Origin of the sequence: Oerskovia douganii, from assembly GCF_015142735.1 — a bacterium.
In the GTDB taxonomy this organism is placed as follows: Bacteria; Actinomycetota; Actinomycetes; order Actinomycetales; family Cellulomonadaceae; genus Oerskovia; species Oerskovia douganii.
Genome location: NZ_JACSPN010000005.1, coordinates 58699 through 76651 on the forward strand (window position 1 = coordinate 58699; position 17953 = coordinate 76651).

The 17953-nt window shown below is 74.5% G+C and carries 16 protein-coding genes; 10 read left to right on the forward strand and 6 right to left on the reverse strand.

Features of this window, described 5'->3' with window-relative positions; all coding sequences use genetic code 11:
• Positions 1–8: 8 nt before the first annotated feature.
• The 4 genes from H9623_RS05600 to H9623_RS05615 form a co-directional block, all read right to left on the reverse strand.
• Positions 9–932 (reverse strand): Ppx/GppA phosphatase family protein, encoded by a 924-nt coding sequence (locus tag H9623_RS05600; protein ID WP_193719085.1) that lies wholly within the window; start codon positions 930–932, stop codon positions 9–11.
• A 63-nt stretch (positions 933–995) separates the two neighbouring features.
• Positions 996–1265, reverse strand: coding sequence for a hypothetical protein (locus H9623_RS05605; RefSeq protein ID WP_193719086.1), 270 nt, complete (start codon positions 1263–1265; stop codon positions 996–998).
• A gap of 5 nt (positions 1266–1270) precedes the next feature.
• Positions 1271–2587, reverse strand: coding sequence for a TFIIB-type zinc ribbon-containing protein (locus tag H9623_RS05610; protein ID WP_193719087.1), 1317 nt, complete (start codon positions 2585–2587; stop codon positions 1271–1273).
• A 10-nt stretch (positions 2588–2597) separates the two neighbouring features.
• Positions 2598–3827, reverse strand: a complete 1230-nt coding sequence (locus tag H9623_RS05615) for an SHOCT domain-containing protein (RefSeq protein ID WP_193719088.1) — start codon at positions 3825–3827, stop codon at positions 2598–2600.
• A gap of 273 nt (positions 3828–4100) precedes the next feature.
• On the opposite strand from H9623_RS05615, the gene H9623_RS19950 reads away from it, so the two are divergent.
• Entirely contained in the window at positions 4101–4526 is a 426-nt protein-coding gene (locus H9623_RS19950; RefSeq protein ID WP_193719089.1) for an NUDIX hydrolase, read from the forward strand.
• 50 nt (positions 4527–4576) lie between these two features.
• Here the strand turns inward: H9623_RS19950 and H9623_RS05625 are convergent, their stop codons facing one another.
• Positions 4577–5986 (reverse strand): glutamyl-tRNA reductase, encoded by a 1410-nt coding sequence (locus tag H9623_RS05625; RefSeq protein ID WP_193719090.1) that lies wholly within the window; start codon positions 5984–5986, stop codon positions 4577–4579.
• Positions 5987–6035: 49 nt separating this feature from the next.
• Between H9623_RS05625 and hemE the strand changes: the two genes are divergently transcribed.
• The 6 genes from hemE (at position 6036) to hemL (ending at position 13371) form a co-directional block, all read left to right on the forward strand.
• Positions 6036–7145, forward strand: coding sequence for a uroporphyrinogen decarboxylase (gene hemE / locus H9623_RS05630; protein ID WP_193719091.1), 1110 nt, complete (start codon positions 6036–6038; stop codon positions 7143–7145).
• A 54-nt stretch (positions 7146–7199) separates the two neighbouring features.
• On the forward strand, positions 7200–8696 hold the full coding sequence (locus tag H9623_RS05635; protein ID WP_193719092.1) for a protoporphyrinogen/coproporphyrinogen oxidase: 1497 nt from the start codon (positions 7200–7202) through the stop codon (positions 8694–8696).
• 160 nt (positions 8697–8856) lie between these two features.
• A complete protein-coding gene (gene hemC, locus H9623_RS05640; RefSeq protein WP_193719093.1) occupies positions 8857–10008 on the forward strand; it encodes a hydroxymethylbilane synthase in 1152 nt (383 codons plus the stop codon).
• On the forward strand, positions 10008–11000 hold the full coding sequence (locus tag H9623_RS05645) for a uroporphyrinogen-III synthase (protein ID WP_193719094.1): 993 nt from the start codon (positions 10008–10010) through the stop codon (positions 10998–11000). The genes hemC and H9623_RS05645 overlap by 1 nt, the downstream gene beginning before the upstream one ends.
• A 32-nt stretch (positions 11001–11032) precedes the next feature.
• Positions 11033–11995, forward strand: coding sequence for a porphobilinogen synthase (gene hemB, locus H9623_RS05650; protein ID WP_407671850.1), 963 nt, complete (start codon positions 11033–11035; stop codon positions 11993–11995).
• A 5-nt stretch (positions 11996–12000) separates the two neighbouring features.
• Positions 12001–13371, forward strand: coding sequence for a glutamate-1-semialdehyde 2,1-aminomutase (gene hemL, locus H9623_RS05655; protein ID WP_193719186.1), 1371 nt, complete (start codon positions 12001–12003; stop codon positions 13369–13371).
• 129 nt (positions 13372–13500) lie between these two features.
• Here the strand turns inward: hemL and H9623_RS05660 are convergent, their stop codons facing one another.
• Positions 13501–14088, reverse strand: a complete 588-nt coding sequence (locus tag H9623_RS05660) for an HdeD family acid-resistance protein (RefSeq protein WP_193719096.1) — start codon at positions 14086–14088, stop codon at positions 13501–13503.
• A gap of 222 nt (positions 14089–14310) precedes the next feature.
• Here H9623_RS05660 and H9623_RS05665 point away from each other — a divergent pair, with 222 nt between their 5' ends.
• The 3 genes from H9623_RS05665 to H9623_RS05675 all read left to right on the forward strand — a co-directional run bounded on the left by H9623_RS05665 (position 14311) and on the right by H9623_RS05675 (position 17945).
• Positions 14311–14652, forward strand: coding sequence for a metal-sensitive transcriptional regulator (locus tag H9623_RS05665; protein ID WP_193719097.1), 342 nt, complete (start codon positions 14311–14313; stop codon positions 14650–14652).
• A gap of 26 nt (positions 14653–14678) precedes the next feature.
• Positions 14679–15047 (forward strand): heavy-metal-associated domain-containing protein, encoded by a 369-nt coding sequence (locus H9623_RS05670; RefSeq protein ID WP_193719098.1) that lies wholly within the window; start codon positions 14679–14681, stop codon positions 15045–15047.
• Between the two features lie 264 nt (positions 15048–15311).
• The gene (locus H9623_RS05675; protein WP_227748236.1) at positions 15312–17945 is read left to right on the forward strand and encodes a heavy metal translocating P-type ATPase; all 2634 of its coding nucleotides are present in this window, start codon (positions 15312–15314) and stop codon (positions 17943–17945) included.
• Positions 17946–17953: the final 8 nt, after the last annotated feature.

Here is a 17953-nt window from a genome sequence, read left to right on the forward strand (position 1 = left end):
CGCGGGCGTCAGATCTGGTCGAGGCGACGCAGGATCGCCCCCTCCCGCAGGGCCCACGGGCAGATCTCGACCTCGGCGACCTTGAGCGCCTTCATGGTCTCCTCCGCGACCACGCCGCCCGCGACGATCTGGAAGGTCCGCTCGGCCGTGATGCCCGGGAGCTCGGTGCGGCCCGACGCCGGGATGCGCGCGAGGCGCGGCACCCAGTCCGCGAGCTGCGAGCGCTCCATGCGCCACCGTTCCTCCGGCCCCACGACCGCGACCTTCATGCCCGCGAGCCGCGCGAGCGACCGGAACGTCTTGGACGTCGCGACCACGTGGTCCGGGCGCGGCAACGCCTTGACCTCACCCAGCGCCCCCGCCAGGACCTCCCGCACGTGCGCGCGCAGCGCGGCGACCTGCCTGGCCGAGGGCGGGTCGTCGGGCAGGAACTCGATCGTCATCCGACCGGCGCCGAGCGGGACCGAGACCGCGACGTCGGGCTCCTCGTCGAGGCCCGACGCGATCTCGAGCGAGCCCCCACCGATGTCGAGCACCATGAGGCGGCCAGAAACCCACCCGTGCCACCGCCTCGCGGCGAGGAACGTCAGCCGTGCCTCCTCGGGCCCCGACAGGACCTCGATCGGGACACCGACGCGCTCCTCGATCGCGGCCAGCACCTCCGCGCCGTTGGTCGCCTCGCGCAGCGCCGAGGTCGCGAGGGCCAACGACTCCTCGGCCTCGTACTCGCGGGCCAGGGCAGCGGCCTCGTCGGCGGCGACCAGGAGCGCGTCGACACCCTCGGCCGAGATCGAGCCGTCCGGCTGCAGGTAGCGCATGAGCCGGACGACCGAGCGGCCGGACGCCGCCGGGTCCGGGCGCGCGCCCCGCTCGGCGTCCACGACGAGCATGTGGACCGTGTTGGAACCGATGTCGAGCACCCCGAGTCGCATCAGGCCACGGTAGCGGTCACCCGTCCGGGACGGGCGCGCCGGGACGGCAGGCGCGCCGTCCGCCTAGGACTCGTGGTTCGCGCCGTGCATGGTGCGGTTCGTGCGGCCGACGAGGCGACGCACGTGCGTGTCCGCACCCCGCTCGGCCGCGGTCGCGGACCGGGTGTCGCGGCGGTGGTCGTGGCGCTTGCCGGTGTTGCGGTACCGCCCCCACGTGAGCCCGTAGAACAGGGGACCGGCGAGCAGCAGCGCGATGACGACGACCGCCTTGACGGCCCCCTCCTCGCCGGACGAGGAGTCGGCGACGACGGTGAGCGCTTCCAGGGCGAGCACGTGCATCAGAGTCCGATCACGACGAGGAGGAGGGCCGCGACGGCCGCCACGGCCTCCACGACCACGGACACGGCGAGCAGCCGACGGTGGTTGACCGGGACCGACCCCATGGTCTCCCCCGTCCTGCCGTTGACCGCGACGTAGTGCAGGCGCGAGCTCCCGTTCCGGCGGACCTCGTTGTAGGAGTACAACCACACCGGCAGGTACGCGGCGACCCAGCGCTGCCCGACGACCGTGAGCCGCTCGTGGTCCCACCGGACGCCGCGGTCGTAGAACTCGACCATGTCCCGGGCCCGGAACCGGGCGATCTCCTTGGCCTGGGCGAACGCGGGCTCACGCACGCCGTCGACGTCGGTGTCGCGCCGCTCGGCCGTGAACCCCGACAGGTAGCCGGAGTCGTAGCGCACCGCGTTCTCGACGTCGAACGGCAGGATCGTGTTGATGACGTTGTTCGTCCGGGCCCCGGCGCCGTGGTCGCGCCGGTCGGCCGACGACTCGATCGTCAGGTCGTCGACGTGCAGGTCGAACTCGCGCACGACGTCGTACAGATCGGCGTCGTAGCGCGTCTCCGACCGCTCCTGGCCGTTCGCGTCCTTGATCGTCACGGTGTACCTGCGCACGAGGTGCTCGCCCTGCCCCTCCAGCCGGGCCTTGGCGTTGAGGTCGACGACGAGGTACGGCATGTAGACGCCGACGACGTTCTCCGGGACGAACTCGGCACGGAACCGTGGGTGCGCGTAGAACTGCCGCTTGCCCACGAACTCCCTGACCCGCTCGACCGCGTCGGCCTGCGGCAGCCGGAACGGAAGCAGCACGTCGGGCACGGCACCGTTCGGGATCTGCTGGTTGACCGACAGGACGCTGCGGCACCAGTGGCAGCGAGCCTGGGTGCCGTGCGCCGTGTCGACGACGACGTCCGCCCCGCACCCCGTGCACCGGAACGTCAGGACCTCGTCGGACGAGGGGACGATGTCGGTGCTGCCCGACCCCAGCACGACGCCCTTGAGCGACCCGATGTCCCCGTCGAGCCCGAGGTCGGCGAGCGTCACGGCGCTCACCCACTCGTACCGGCAGAACCCGCAGCGCAGGGTGGCCTTGGCGATGTCGTACGCGATCTCGGTCGCCCCGCACCGGATGCACTTGACCAGGCCGTCCTGCGCACCGGCGTCGGTGCGCACCACGGTCGGGCCCCCGGTCTGGCCTCCCGTCTGCGGCGCCCCGGGGTGCGGGCCGCCGGCCCCGGCCGCGCGGGTCTCCGGGGGCGGCGACCCCTGGGACGGTGCGTGGGGCGGCGCGACCGGGTCCGGCTCGTGAACGGTCATCGTCGGGCCCTCAGAACCCGAGGACCTTGGCCTTGGCGGCGTCGTAGTCCGCCTGGGTGATGAGCCCCTGGTCGAGCAGCGACTTGAACTGGGTCAGCTTCGCGACGGGGTCCTCGGCCGCCGGGGCGGCGGGCGCCGCGGGTGCTGCGGGCTCCGCGGGCGCCGCCTGCTGGACCGGCACCTGCTGGACGGGCACGACGGGCTGCTGCAGCCCGGACATCGCACCCCCCGCGGCGTTCATGCCCATGCCGAGGATCGCCATGTTCGCCCCGCCTCCTGCGCCTCCGGGGTTCTCCCCCGCGGCCTGGATGCCGCGCGCCGCGGCCTGCTGGAGGAACGAGTTCCCGCGAGCCCCGGCGAGCGCGTCGGCCTTCTTGACGTCGCTGAGCAGCGCCCGCGTGTCCTCGTCGTACTCGATCGCGGCGAGGGCGACCTTGACGATCGACAGGCCGCGGTAGGAGGTCCACTGGTAGCCCTCCTCGACCGCGCCCGCCAACGACTGCGCGAAGCCCACCGAGTCGCTCTGGATCCGGGTGATCCGGTTCCCCTTGTCGGGGTCGTTCGTGTAGTTCGAGAACGCGGCCGCGAGCGACCCGACGACCTCGGTGAAGAGCTGGCTCGCGGCGTCGTTGTCGAGGTCCGAGAAGTCGAAGACCTTCGCGCCGGCCCCGAGGTACGTGAGCGGCACGAACTGCTTGACGAAGAGGATCGGGTCGACGATGCGCAGCGAGTAGGAGCCGCGGGTGATCGCGCCCACCTGGGCGCCCAGGTAGGCGTCGTCCCAGTAGATCTCCGACTGCGTGCCGAACCGGTTGTTCGGCAGCTCCTTGAGGTTCACGTAGAACCCGAGCTGCTGCGAGCCGGGCTGCCCGCCGAACTTGAACCGCTCCCAGGACGTCGTGACGAGCGGGCTCAGGAAGCCGTTGTCGGCGAAGATCGACTGGGAGTTCTGGTCGTCGGACGTGAACACGTACCCGCCCGGCTCGGCCACGAAGCCCGTGAGCGCGCCGTCCTGGAACGTCAGGAGCCCGTAGCCCTCGGGGACGACGAACCGGCTGCCGTTCGTGATGATGTTCGCCGAGCCCTTGGTGTTGGACCTGCGCCCCGCGTTCTGCCCCTGCGCGACGGCCGGGAAGAGGGCCGCGGTCGGCGCGAGGTGCGGCGGCGGGGTCAGGAAGTCCTTCCACTGGTCCGCGAGGGTGCCGCCGAGGGCACCGGCAAAGGCCTTGATGAAACCCATCGAGCTCTCCGTCCGATCGGGCGGACGGTGCCGCGCGTGACCTGTCGTCTTCGCGTCCGGGCCGTCGTGGACCGTCCGCGATGGGCACAGTATCGAGTTTCGCCCTGGAACGTCACGCTCGGCCGCTATGGGGCCTTCTGCTCTCGCAGTGCGGACATCGGCGTCCCAGCACCAGGCCGCACCGGTGGCACGACGCCCGCACCCGGTGGTGCTCACCGGTGGTGCTCACCGGGGGGGGCGAGGCGGCGGGCGGCTCGGTGGAAGAATGGCGTCGTGCCCCACGACACCCCCGCAGCCCCCCTCCGGACCGTCGGCTGGATCCACGTCCGGGACGGTCGGCTGCTCGTCGTCCGCAGCCGTGACAACGAGCTGTTCTTCATGCCGGGCGGCAAGCTCGACCCCGGCGAGAGCGACGCCGAGGCGCTCGTGCGCGAGATCGAGGAGGAGCTCGGCGTGCTGCTCGACCCGGCCACGGTCAGGTCCGGGTTCGTCGCCGAGGCGCCCGGGCACGGCCTGAGCGGCAGGCTCGTGCGCATGCACTGCTTCTACGCGGACCCGCTGCCCGGCTCCCCGGACGCCGCCCCGCAGGCGGAGATCGGAGAGCTCACCTGGATCGGCGCGCGGGACGCGCACCGCGTCCCGCCCGCGGGCCGGATCGTCCTGGAGCGGCTGGTGGAGGCAGGGGTCCTGGCGGCCTAGCTCGTCTGCTCGCCGGCGGGCAGCAGCGGGCAGCAGCGGGCAGCGGCGCCTCAGCGTCCTGCGCGCACCTCGTCGCGCCCCGCGGCCTCGGCGCCCAGGACCGCCTCGGCGTCGGCCACCACTGCCGAGGCCTCCTCGCGGGCTGCGGCCAGCGCGGACGACCGGGCGGCGACGATCGCGTCGTGGAGCTCGGCGTGCACGCGCCGCCGGACGGACCGGGCGAGCGCCTCCTCCTCGGCCTCCTCGACCCGGGCCCCGGCCGCACGCCTCTCGGTCACGCGCTCGGCGACCTCGTCCGCGATGCGCCGGTCGGCGTCGTCGAGCAGTGCGACGACCGCCGTGTCGGCCGCGCGTCCCAGGCGGGTCTCCTCGAAGTCCTGCGTCGCCCGGTCCACGATCCTCCGGGCCTGCCCGACGACGAGCGACCCCAGGGCGGGTGAGTGCGCCTTGAGGGAGGCCAGGTCGTAGAGCAGGACCCCGTCGAGGTCCGCGACCCGCGGGTCGACGTCGCGGTGCAGGGCCAGGTCGAGGACGACCATGGGGCGGTGCGGGGCCTCGTCCCCGGCGGCCTCTGCCGCGCGGGAGCGGGCACGGACGACCGCGGCCGCGTCGAGGACGTGCCCCAGCGCGTCACCGCCCCCCGCGAGCACGTCCCCCTCGGCGGGCAGCGCCTCGGCCCGGGCGGCGAGCGCCCGTCCGCGGGCCCCGCTGCACGAGACCACGAGGTCGGCGTCCTCGAGCGCCTCCACGAGGTCCGTCACGGCCTCGACGCCGCGGTCTGCCGCGAACTGCTCGGCTCGCCCTGATCCCGAGTACACGCGCACGTCGTCGCAGCCGCGGGCTCGCAGCGCCGCGAGCGAGGCCCCGGCGTAGGAGCCCGTGCCGATGAGCACGGCGCGGACCTGGCGCCACGGCGGCAGCTCGGCGCTCGCGAGGTCGAGCCCCAGGGACACGACCGACCGGCCGTTCCCGCCCAGGGTGGTCTCGTTGCTGATCTTCTTGGAGGTCCGCGAGGCCGTCTGGAACAGGAGCTCGAGCGTGGACGACGTGACGCCGCCCTCGCGGGCTTCCTCGAGGGCGCGCTTGACCTGCCCGGCGATCTCGCGCTCGCCGACGACCATGGAGTCCAGGCCGGCGGCGACCTCGAAGAGGTGAGCCGCGACGTCGGGCCCGGTGCGGGTCGAGAACGCCCGCACGGCGACGTCCTCCGCGACTCCCGAGGCGGCGGCGACGAGGCGCGCGACCTCGTGCGCGGCGTGCTGGACGCCCCAGCCGTCGACGGGCGAGTCGACGTCCAGGTACACCTCGAACCGGTTGCACGTCGCGACGACGACGGCACCGGTGATCGCTTCGCAGGTCGCGACGGCCGTCCGTCCGACCGACCCGGCGCCCGTGGACAGGAGCTCGAGGGTGGACATGTCCAGCTCGTGGTGACTTGCAGTCATCGACAGGAGAACCACAGTGCTCCGATTCAATCATTGCTGCCTGTGCGGGGCAGAATCGGTTCTTGTGACGTTCACCGCGCTTTCCGACAACCATCCTCTCGTCGACGGTCGGACGACGAATTCCCCGCTCGTGCGCGCATTGCGCGGAGAGCGGCCAGAGACCGCCCCGGTGTGGTTCATGCGCCAGGCGGGCCGCTCGTTGCCCGAGTACCGCGAGCTGCGCCAGGGCGTCGGGATGCTCGACTCGTGCCTGCGCCCGGACATGGCGAGCGAGATCACGCTCCAGCCGGTCCGCCGCCACGGCGTGGACGCGGGCATCTTCTTCTCGGACATCGTGATCCCGCTCAGGCTCGCGGGGGTCGAGGTGGACATCGTCCCGGGCGTGGGCCCGGTCATGGGGCAGGCCTACCGGACGCCCGACGACGTCGCGCGCCTGGTCGAGCACGAGCTCACCCCGGAGTCGCTCGCGCCCGTCACGGAGGCCGTCGCGCTCACGGTCGCGGCGCTCGGGTCGACGCCGCTCATCGGGTTCGCCGGGGCCCCGTTCACGCTCGCGGCATACCTGGTCGAGGGGCGGCCCTCGCGCGACCACCTCGCGGCGCGCACGCTCATGCACGCCGACCCGGAGTCGTGGGCCCGCCTGACGGCGTGGACGGCGCAGATCACGGGTGCGTTCCTGCGGGCGCAGGTCCTGGCGGGGGCGAGCGCTGCCCAGCTGTTCGACTCGTGGGCCGGGAGCCTGTCCCTGGAGGACTACCTCGTGGGCGCCAAGCCGGGCAGCACTGCCGCGTTGTCGCAGGTCAGCGACCTGGGGGTGCCCGCGATCCACTTCGGGACGGGCACCGGGCACCTGCTGGGGGCCATGCGGGACGTGCTCACGGAGGCAGGCGTGAGCCACCCGACCGTGGGCGTGGACTACCGCACGCCGCTCGACGAGGCGGCCCGCACGCTCGGCGGGTACGTGCCGGTCCAGGGCAACATCGACCCGGCCCTGCTGGCCGCGCCGTGGCCCGTGCTCGAGGCGCACGTGCGCGACGTCCTGCGTCGTGGGAGCGCTGCCCCGGGGCACGTGGTCAACCTGGGGCACGGCGTGCCGCCCGAGACCGACCCGACGGTCCTGACCCGGGTCGTCGAGCTGGTCCATTCCGTCCGGAACGCGTCAGAACCAGCGTGACCCCGGGCTCGCGCCTGGTCTGACACACCCTCGCGGCGGGGGCACACTTGACGTGTGCATCCCGTTGCTGATGGATCGTCCGGCCCGTCCTCCACCACGTACGACGCAGTCGTCGTGGGCGCCGGCGTCGCCGGCCTCACCGCCGCGCGCACGCTGCGCCGTCGGGGCCTGCGGGTCCTCGTCCTGGAGGCGGCCGACCGCCCAGGTGGCCCCGTGCACGGCGACAAGCTGGGCTCGACGGGGCTGTCCGTCGACGTGGGCGCCGAGTCCTTCGCAGCCCGTGGGTCCGCGGTCGGCGACCTCGTCGAGGGACTGGGCCTGACCGTCGTCGAGCCTGCGCCGATCAGCGCGTGGGGCTACGCCGCGAGCCGTGCGTTCCCGCTGCCGCAGGCCGGGATCATGGGCATCCCGGCCCACCCGTTCGCGGCCGACGTGCGCCGCGCCGTCGGTTGGCCCGGTGCGCTGCGCGCGGGCCTGGACCGCATCAAGCCGCGCCGCTGGGTCGACGAGGAGAACCTCGAGACGTTCACGCGCTCGCGCCTGGGCCGCCGCGTCGCGGAGCGTCTGGTCGCGCCGGTCGCGGCGGGCGTGCACTCGGCGCCGCTCGAGCGCCTGGACATCGACGCCGTCGCCCCGGGCCTGCGCGACGCCTACGCCCGCGAGGGCTCGCTGAGCAAGGCCGTCGCGGCGCTGCGCGCCCAGGCCCCCGCGGGCTCCGCGGTCCGCGGCATCGAGGGTGGCATGCACCGCCTGGTCGAGGAGCTCACGGTGGCCGTGACGGGCGACGGGCCCGACGGCGCGGCTCCGGCCGGGGGCGTCGGCCCGGCCGGAGAGCTCCGGACGCGCCACGAGGTGGTGGGCCTGGAGCACGCCCCCGACGGGGGCTGGGCCGTCCAGGCCGAGGGCCCCGGCGGTCCCGTGACCTTCCGTTCCCCGCGCCTGCTCGTGACGACCCCCGCGGTCGTGGACCTGGTGTCCCCGCTCGCGGGCCGCACGGCCGACCCGGTCCCGGACCCCGAGCCGGGAGCGGACATCCGGCTCGTGACGCTCCTGCTCGAGGCCCCCGAGCTCGACGGCGCCCCGCGCGGCAGCGGCATGCTCGTGGCCCCGAAGCCCCGTACGTGGTCGACGCGCGACGAGAACCACCGGGCGGGCGCGCACGACCCGGTCCAGGCCAAGGCGCTGACCCACTCGACCGCGAAGTGGCCGTGGCTGGCCGCCCGGGTGGCGGGCGCCGTCGGCCCGGGGCACCACGTGGTGCGGCTGAGCTACGGGCGCATCGGGGAGACGGTCGAGCCGTCCCTGGAGCAGGTGGTGCGTGACGCGTCGGTGCTGCTGGGCGTGGACCTCGAGGGCAAGGTGCGCGAGCACCTGTCGACGCGCTGGAACGGGTCGCTCCCCCCGCCCACGCCCGTGTACCGGCGCGAGGTCGCGGCGTTCGTCGAGCGGGTCTCGCACGTGGACGGCCTGGGGGTCACGGGCGGATGGATCGCGGGCACGGGCCTCGCGGCGATCGTGGGGCACGCCCAGGAGTGCGCGGAGCAGCTCTGAACAATTGTTCCGGGACCCATTCCGGACGTGCTGACAATTCGTCTTCTCGTCATGACGTGATGTCAGGTCAATGTCACTCCCGGGACAATTCCCCGGAAAGCCGCACCGAACGGGTGCGTGCGCATTTCGGGTTGCCCCACCCGCAGAGGACACTGGGACCGTGAGCATTCGTGTCGGAACCCGTGGCAGCGCCCTCGCGACGACCCAGACGGGTCTCGTCGCCCGGCGCATCGAGACGCTGACCGGGCAACCGGTCGAGATCGTGCGCATCCGCACCGAGGGCGACGTCCGCACCGGCTCGCTCGCCCAGATGGGCGGCACCGGGGTGTTCGTGACCGCGCTGCGCGAGGCCCTGCTCGACGGTCGCTGCGACGTCGCCGTCCACTCCCTCAAGGACCTCCCGACCGGGGCCGCCGAGGGCCTGACCCTCGTGACCCCCGAGCGCGAGAACCCGCGGGACGTCCTGTGCGCACGGGACGGCCGGACGCTCGAGACCCTGCCACGCGGCGCCAGGGTCGGCACGGGTTCGCCCCGGCGCGCGGCCCAGCTCCTCGCGGTCCGCCCCGACCTCGAGGTGCTCGACATCCGTGGCAACGTCGACACGCGCCTCGCCCGCGCCCTCGGCCCCGACGCCGACCTCGACGCCGTCGTCCTCGCCTACGCGGGACTGTCCCGCCTGGGCCGCCTCGACGCCGTGACCGAGGTCATCGACGTACGCGTCATGGCCCCCGCGCCCGGGCAGGGCGCGCTCGGGGTCGAGGTCAGGACCGCGGACCTCTCGCCGCTGTCCTCGTTCGACCTGCTGCCCGACGGCGGCACGAACCGCCCCCTCGACCTCGCCGACGTCGTCGCGGGCCTCGACCACCTCCCGACCCGCCTCGCCGTGCTCGCCGAGCGCGCGCTCCTCGCCCGCCTCGAGGCCGGCTGCGCAGCGCCCGTCGGCGCGCACGCCGTGGTCGAGGACGACGAGATCCGGCTCTCGGCCGTCGTCGCCCGGCTCGACGGGGCGCAGGTCCTCACGCACGCGGCCCGGGTCTCGCTGCCCTCGACCGCAGGCCGGGCGGGAGCCGGTGGCACGCACGGCGACGCCGGCACGGCCGACTCCCTCGCCCGGGGCCTGGGCGTCCAGGTCGCCGACGCGCTCCTCGCCGGCGGGGCCGCCGAGCTCGCACCGCTGCGCGCGACCGGGCCGGGCGCTCGCACCGACTCGCTCTGGGCTCCCGGCACGGCCCCGACGGACGGCGGGGTCGGGACCGACGAGCCGCTGACGGCCGGCGGCACCGACGCCCCCGTGGACCCGGAGCAGCGCTGATGCCCGGGCGGCTGCGCGACCCGCAGCGCGGGCGGGACCTGCCCTCGCTGCCGCCGGCCCCCGTGACGGACGCCGCCCCGGCGAGCGACGCCGTCGGGCCCGACGGCAACCGCGCGGACACCGGCGCCCTGCCCCTGCGGGGGAAGACCGTGCTGCTGCCCCGCTCCCCCGAGCGGGCCGCCGCCCTCGCGGCACGGCTGCGCGCCGCCGGGGCGACCGTGCTCGTGAGCCCCGCGATCGAACGGGCCCCCATCGAGGACACGGCCGCGATGGACGTCGCCGTCGCGGACCTCGGGGAGTTCGCGTGGGTCGTCGTGACGAGCGTCAACGCGATCGACGAGCTGGCCGCGAGCGCCGCCCGTCGTGGCCTGTCGCTCGCCGAGCTGTCGGGACGGGCACGGCCTGGCGGTCCCGCAGGTCCCGGCACGCGGTGGGCCGCGGTCGGTCCGGCGACGCGGCGCGCGCTGGAGGCCGCGGGGGTCCACGTGGACCTCGAGGCGCCCGTGAACTCGGCCCGCGGGCTGCTCGCGGCGTTCGACGCGCTCCCCGCCCCGTGCGCCCCGTGGCGCGTGCTCGTGCCCCAGGGCGACCTCGCGAAGCCCACCATGTCCCAGGGCCTGCGCGAGCGCGGCGGGGACGTCCACGTCGTGACCGCGTACCGGACCGTCGCGCACGCGCTCTCCCCGGACGTCGTCGAGGCGTGGCAGGCCGGTACGGTCGACGTGGTCGTGCTGACGTCGGGCAGCGTGGCGCGCGAGGTCGCGGCCCAGCTCGGCACGGACCCGCGCGTCGCGGGCGTCGCGATCGGTGAGCCGACGGCGGAGGCCGCGCACGCGGTCGGGCTGCGGGTCGACGCGGTGGCCGAGCAGGCGACCGACGACGCCCTGGCCGCCGCGGTGCTGCGCGTCGCCGCCACCTCGCCCGCACCACCCGGCCCGGGCCGTGCCCGTGCCGACCTCGCATCCCCGACAGAAGGCAGGAACCACCCGTGATCCGTCCCCGCCGCCTGCGCTCGACCCCGCAGATGCGCCGGCTCGTCGCCGAGACCCGGCTGCACGCCGCCGACCTGGTCCTCCCCCTGTTCGTCAAGGAGGGCCTGACCGAGCCCAAGCCCCTCGGCTCCATGCCGGGCATCGTGCAGCACACCGAGGAGAGCCTCGCCGAGGCCGTCGCGCAGGCCGCCGCGGCCGGGGTCGGCGGCGTCATGCTGTTCGGCATCCCCGAGCACCGCGACGCGACCGGCTCGCAGGCCGACGCCCCCGACGGGATCCTCAACCGCGCGATCCGCATCGCGCGCGACGCCGCCCGGGACGCCGCCGCGGGCACGGGCCGGCCGGGCCCCGTCGTCATGGCCGACCTGTGCCTCGACGAGTTCACTGACCACGGGCACTGCGGGGTCCTGACGGCCGGCCCCGACGGCGACCTGGTCGTGGACAACGACGCAACCCTCGTCCGCTACGCCTCGATGGCCCTGACCCAGGCCGAGGCGGGCGCGGAGGTCGTGGCGCCGTCGGGCATGATGGACGGCCAGGTCGCCGTGATCCGCGAGACCCTCGACGACGCCGGGCACACGGGCGTGAGCATCCTGGCGTACAGCGCCAAGTACGCGAGCGCGTTCTACGGCCCGTTCCGCGAGGCCGTCGACTCGACGCTCCAGGGCGACCGCCGCACCTACCAGATGGACTCCGCGAACTTCCGCGAGGGCCTGCGCGAGGCCGATCTGGACCTCGCCGAGGGCGCCGACATGGTCATGGTCAAGCCCGCGGGCTCGTACCTCGACGTGCTCGCGGCCGTGGCCGAGCGCAGCGACGTCCCCGTCGCCGCCTACCAGGTCTCGGGCGAGTACGCGATGATCGAGGCGGCGGCCGCGAACGGCTGGATCGACCGGCGCGGTGCCGTCCTGGAGTCCGTGCTCGGCATCAAGCGGGCGGGCGCCGACATCATCCTGACCTACTGGGCCCTCGAGATCGCAGAATGGATTCGGTGACACCGATGACGATCCACCCCGCCGGCTCGCCGGCGCACGCGACCACCCTCCACGACAACCACGAGGCGTTCGTGCGCGCCCAGGGCGCGATCCCTGGCGGCGTGAACTCGCCCGTGCGGGCCTACGGCTCGGTCGGCGGCGACCCTCGGTTCATCGCGAGCGCACGCGGCGCGTACGTCACCGACGTCACGGGCCGCGAGTACGTGGACCTCGTGTGCTCGTGGGGCCCCGCGCTCCTGGGCCACGCGCACCCCGCGGTCGTCGCGGCCGTGCAGGACGCCGCGGCGCGGGGCCTGTCGTTCGGCGCCCCGACGCTGGGCGAGGTCGACCTCGCGGAGGAGGTGCGGCGCCGGGTCCCCGCGGCCGAGCGCGTGCGCCTGGTCTCGACGGGCACCGAGGCGACCATGACCGCGGTGCGCCTCGCGCGAGGCGTCACGGGCCGCAACCTGGTCGTCAAGTTCGCGGGCTGCTACCACGGGCACGTCGACGCGCTGCTCGCCGAGGCGGGCTCGGGCGTCGCGACGCTCGCGCTGCCCGGCTCGGCGGGCGTGACCGAGGCGAGCGCGGCCGAGACGCTCGTCCTGCCGTACAACGACCTCGAGGCCGTCGAGGAGGCGTTCACCGAGCGCGGCTCGGAGATCGCCGCGGTCATCACCGAGGCCGCCCCGGCGAACATGGGCATCGTGCCGCCCGGGCCCGGCTTCAACGAGGGCCTGCGCCGCATCACGTCCCAGCACGGCGCGCTGCTGATCCTCGACGAGGTCCTCACGGGCTTCCGGGTGGGCCCGAGCGGCTGGTGGGGCCTGGAGTCGGGGGCGGCCTCGGGCGACACCCCCGAGTACACGCCCGACCTCTTCACGTTCGGCAAGGTCGTCGGCGGCGGCATGCCCGTCGCGGCCCTGGGCGGACCGGCCACGATCATGGACCAGCTCGCACCCGCCGGCCCCGTCTACCAGGCGGGCACGCTCTCGGGGAACCCGGTCGCGGTCGCGGCGGGCCTCGCGACGCTGCGCCTGGCCGACGACGCCGTGTACGCCCGCGTCGACCACGTCGCCCAGGTCGTGGGGGACGCCGCGAGCGCGGCCCTGGCCGCGGAGGGGGTCCCGCACGCCCTGCAGCGCTCGGGCAACCTGTTCTCGATCATGTTCGGCGACTTCGCCGCCGCAGCCGGGGTCCGCAACTATGCGCAGGCCCAGGCGCAGGACGTGTTCCGCTACAAGGCGTTCTTCCACGCGATGCTCGACGCCGGGGTCAACCTGCCGCCGTCGGTCTTCGAGGCGTGGTTCGTGTCGTCCGCGCACGACGACACCGCGGTCGAGCGCATCCTCGCGGCCCTGCCCGCGGGCGCGAGGGCGGCCGCGCGAGCCCAGCGCTAGCCCGCGCGGGGCGAGGTGTCCCGGCGGCGTGAGCTGCGCCGTCGGGCACCTTCCTCCGTGCCCGACGGCGCCGCTCACCTCACGCCCGACCGCGCCGTGGCGAACGGCTCGGCGGGCGGCTCGGCTCGGTCAGTAGCTGATCTGCCCGACCTTGCGGCCCAGGCTGCGGATCTGGAAGCCGAACAGGACGAGCGACACACCCCACACGAGGGCCAGGATCGCGAGGATCCACACGATCGACACGACGCCCGCGCCCACGTTGAAGAGCACCAGCAGACCGAACACGAGGGACAGCAGGCCCGCGAAGACCCCCCAGCCCCAGCCGCTGCCGGGAACCTTGCGGAGCTCGATGCTCGCGACGGTCTGGAAGATCCCGAGGACCACGGCCCACAGACCGACGATCCACACGAGGACCTCGGCCGTCTTGCCGGGCCACACGAGGAGCACGACGCCGACCGCCACGCTCACGAGGCCGACCGTGACGAGCGCCGCGGTGCCGCCGGTCCCCCGGCGGCGGATGCCCTCGACGATCTCGAAGAGGCCGTCGACGAGCGTGAAGATCGCGACGATCCAGATGAAGACGACCGCCGTGATCTCCGGCCACACGAGGGCGACGATGCCGAAGAGGATCGCGACGAGGCCGCGGATCACGGGCCAGTACCAGACCTGCTTGGCGGTCGTGGAGAAGGCGGTGAGGATCGGGTCCTGCGTGGCCATGGCGGGCTCCTGCCGTCGGGTCGTGTCCCGCCGGGAACGCTGGAGCACCGTCCGTGCGGGCTGTTCGATTCTCATCGAACACCCGAAACGCCTCCATGTCGTGGCGAACGGCGCATTCGTGGCAGGACCTTCGCCCTCTTGACAACCGCATACCCCTCGGGGGTACCTTGGACCAGTGGTACCCCACAGGGGTATCCGAGCGAGCGATCACGGAGGCCCAGCATGAGCGACACGACCACCCAGCACCCGGTCGAGCCGGGCGCCACCCCTGCCCACACCGGCCCGCACGGGTACGCCTCCGACAAGGAGGCCTACCTCAAGCGCATGCGCCGCATCGAGGGCCAGGTCCGAGGGATCGCCCGCATGATCGACGAGGACGTCTACTGCATCGACATCCTCACCCAGGTCTCCGCGGTGACCAAGGCCCTGCAGGCGGTGTCCATCGGACTCGTCGAGGACCACCTCGGTCACTGCGTCGTCGACGCCGCCCGGTCCTCCGAGGCCGAGGGCGCCGCCAAGGTCCGCGAGGCGTCCGAAGCCATCGCCCGTCTCGTCCGCAGCTGACACCCCACCCCTCCCAAGGAGCACCCATGAGCACCGTCACCACCCTCGGCGTCACCGGCATGACCTGCGGCAACTGCGTCTCGCACGTCACCAAGGACGTCGGCGCAGTCCCCGGAGTGGAGAACATCACCGTGGACCTCAACGTCGGCGGCGCCTCCGAGGTCACCGTGTTCTCCGACGAGCCGCTCGACGAGGCCGCGCTGCGCGAGGCCGTCGACGAGGCGGGCTACGAGGTCGCGAGCTACGAGGTCCAGCTGAACGCGCAGGCCGCGCAGTCCGCCGAGCAGGCCGCCGACCGCAAGGCCCACAACTGCGGCTGCGGCTGCGGCACGGACTCCGCCGCGGACGCCGCGCCGGCCCAGAAGACGTACGACCTCCAGGTCCCGCAGGCCTGACCACCTCGACCGACGCACCCGCCCGACGACGGAGCACCGGCCGGACTCCCGGCCCACGCCCCGTCGTCGGGCACCGCTCCACCCCGCAGGCCGCTTGCCGACACCTCAGCCGCGCCCCTCACGCCGCCGACCCAGGCCGCCCGCGCCGCGCACCCCCCCACCCGGAGTGCGCCCACCGCCCCCGCCCGCGCACAGCGGACCGCGGCGGAGACCCCACCCCGGCGGGACCCGCCGGACGCACCACCGGACCTCCGAGGAGCACAGATGACCACCCCCACCGGCCTGACCGCCGGCCCGACCTTCGTCGAGGTCGACCTCGCGATCGAGGGCATGACGTGCGCGTCGTGCGTCGCGCGCGTCGAGAAGAGGCTCAACCGCGTCGACGGCGTCGAGGCCACCGTGAACCTGCCGCTCGAGAGCGCGCACGTCGTGCTGCCCGAGGGCGTGACCGACGCCGAGCTCGTCGCCGCCGTCGAGAAGGCCGGCTACCAGGCACGCGTGACCGGGCGCCGCGCCGCGACCCCGGCCGTCGCGGCGAAGGCCGCGGGCGCCGCCGCCCCCGCACCCGCACCCGCGGCAGGACCTGCGAGCCCGCAGGCGACCACTCGTCGTGACGACCAGCCCGACACCCGGCCCGCCCCCTCGATCGCACCCCCGACCGCCCCGGCGCCCGACGCGGCCGACACCTCGGCCCCCACGCGCGACCGCGGCGCCGACCTCGGTCGCCGCCTCAAGGTCGCCGCGATCCTCACGCTGCCCGTCGTGCTGCTCTCGATGGTCCCGGCGCTGCAGTTCCCCGGCTGGCAGTGGGTCGTGACGGCCCTGGCCCTGCCCGTCGTGACGTGGGGCGCGTGGCCCTTCCACACCGCGGCGTTCCGCGCGGCCCGCCACGGCGCCTCGACCATGGACACGCTCGTGTCGATCGGTGTGATCGCCGCGACCCTGTGGTCCCTGTGGGCGCTGCTGCTGGGCGGCGCGGGCGAGATCGGGATGCGCATGACCGTCTCGCTGCTGCCCTCGCGCGAGCACGGCTCCATGCCCGAGCTCTACTTCGAGGTCGCTGCGGTCGTCACGACGTTCCTCCTCGCGGGCCGCTGGTCCGAGCACCGCTCGCGCCGCAAGGCCGGCGACGCGCTGCGCTCGCTCCTCGCGATGGGCGCCAAGGACGCCGAGCGTGTCACGACCGACCCCGACGGTCAGCGCGTGACCGAGCGCGTGCCCGTCTCCGCCCTGCGCGAGGGCGACCTGTTCACGGTCCGCCCGGGCGAGAAGGTCGCGACCGACGGCGTCGTGGTCGAGGGCAGCTCCGCCGTCGACACCTCGCTCCTCACGGGCGAGCCCGTGCCCGTCGACGTGACGCCGGGCGACGACGTCACGGGCGCGACCGTCAACACCTCCGGCCACCTGCTCGTCCGCGCGACGCGCGTGGGCGAGGAGACGACGCTCGCCCAGATCGGGCGCCTCGTGAGCCAGGCGCAGACGGGCAAGGCGCCCGTGCAGCGCCTCGCGGACCGGATCTCGGCCGTGTTCGTACCGATCGTGCTCGTGCTGTCGGTGCTGACCCTCGGCGGCTGGCTGCTCGCGGGGGCGAGCACGCAGTTCGCGTTCACGGCCGCGGTGGCCGTGCTCATCATCGCGTGCCCGTGCGCCCTGGGCCTCGCGACGCCGACCGCCCTGCTCGTCGGCACGGGCCGCGGAGCGCAGCTCGGGATCCTCATCAAGGGCCCGGAGATCCTGGAGTCCACGCGCCGCGTCGACACGATCGTGCTCGACAAGACCGGCACCGTGACGCAGGGCCGCATGGCGCTCGAGCGCGTGGTCACGCGCGAGGGCTCGCTCGACCTGGCGTCGCCCGCCCCCGGGCCCGACGGCGCCGCGCACCACGCCCTGCAGCTCGCCGGCGCGGTGGAAGGACTGAGCGAGCACCCGATCGCGCAGGCCGTCGCGGCGGCCGCGGCCCGGGTCGCGGGGTCGACCGCAGGGTCGGTCGCGGGGTCGGCCACGGGGTCGGCCACGCCGGAGAACACGGCGGCGCAGCCCGCGACCGTCGAGACCGGGGCCGACGGAGTCGTCATCGGCTCGGCACAGGTCTTCGACTTCGTGAGCTCACCCGGCGGCGGCGTGAGCGGCCTGGTCCGCACCGCGCACTCGGGCCTGTCCCCCGACGGGGCGCTCAACGCGCAGCGGGTCCTGGTCGGTCGCCCGACCTGGCTCGCCGAGCAGGGCATCGCGTTCGACGCGTCGGACGGTTCCGCGGGCGGGACGGACCTGCGCCGCGCGTTCGACGAGGCCGAGTCCACGGGCGCGACCGCCGTCGTCGTCGCCTGGAACGGCGCCGCGCAGGGCGTCCTCGTGCTCCGTGACCCCGTCAAGGAGACCTCGGCCCAGGCCGTGACCGAGCTCCGCGAGCTCGGCCTGCGCCCCCTCCTCCTCACGGGCGACAACGCGGGCGCGGCCCGGGTCGCGGCCCGCCAGGTCGGCATCGCGGAGGAGGACGTGATCGCGCAGGTCCTGCCGCAGGACAAGGTCGACGTCGTCGCCCGCCTGCGCGCAGAGGGCCGCGTCGTCGCGATGGTCGGGGACGGCGTGAACGACGCCGCCGCGCTGGCCGGGGCCGACCTCGGCCTGGCCATGGGCACGGGCACCGACGTCGCGATCGAGGCGAGCGACATCACGCTCGTGCGCGGCGACCTGCGCTCGACCGCGACGTCGATCCGGCTCTCGCGCCAGACGCTGCGCGTCATCAAGCAGAACCTGTTCTGGGCCTTCGCCTACAACGTGGCGGCGATCCCGCTCGCCGCGGCAGGCCTGCTCAACCCCATGATCGCCGGGGCCGCGATGGCCATGAGCTCGGTGCTCGTGGTCGGGAACTCGCTGCGGCTGCGCCGGGCGGGCTGAACCCGACG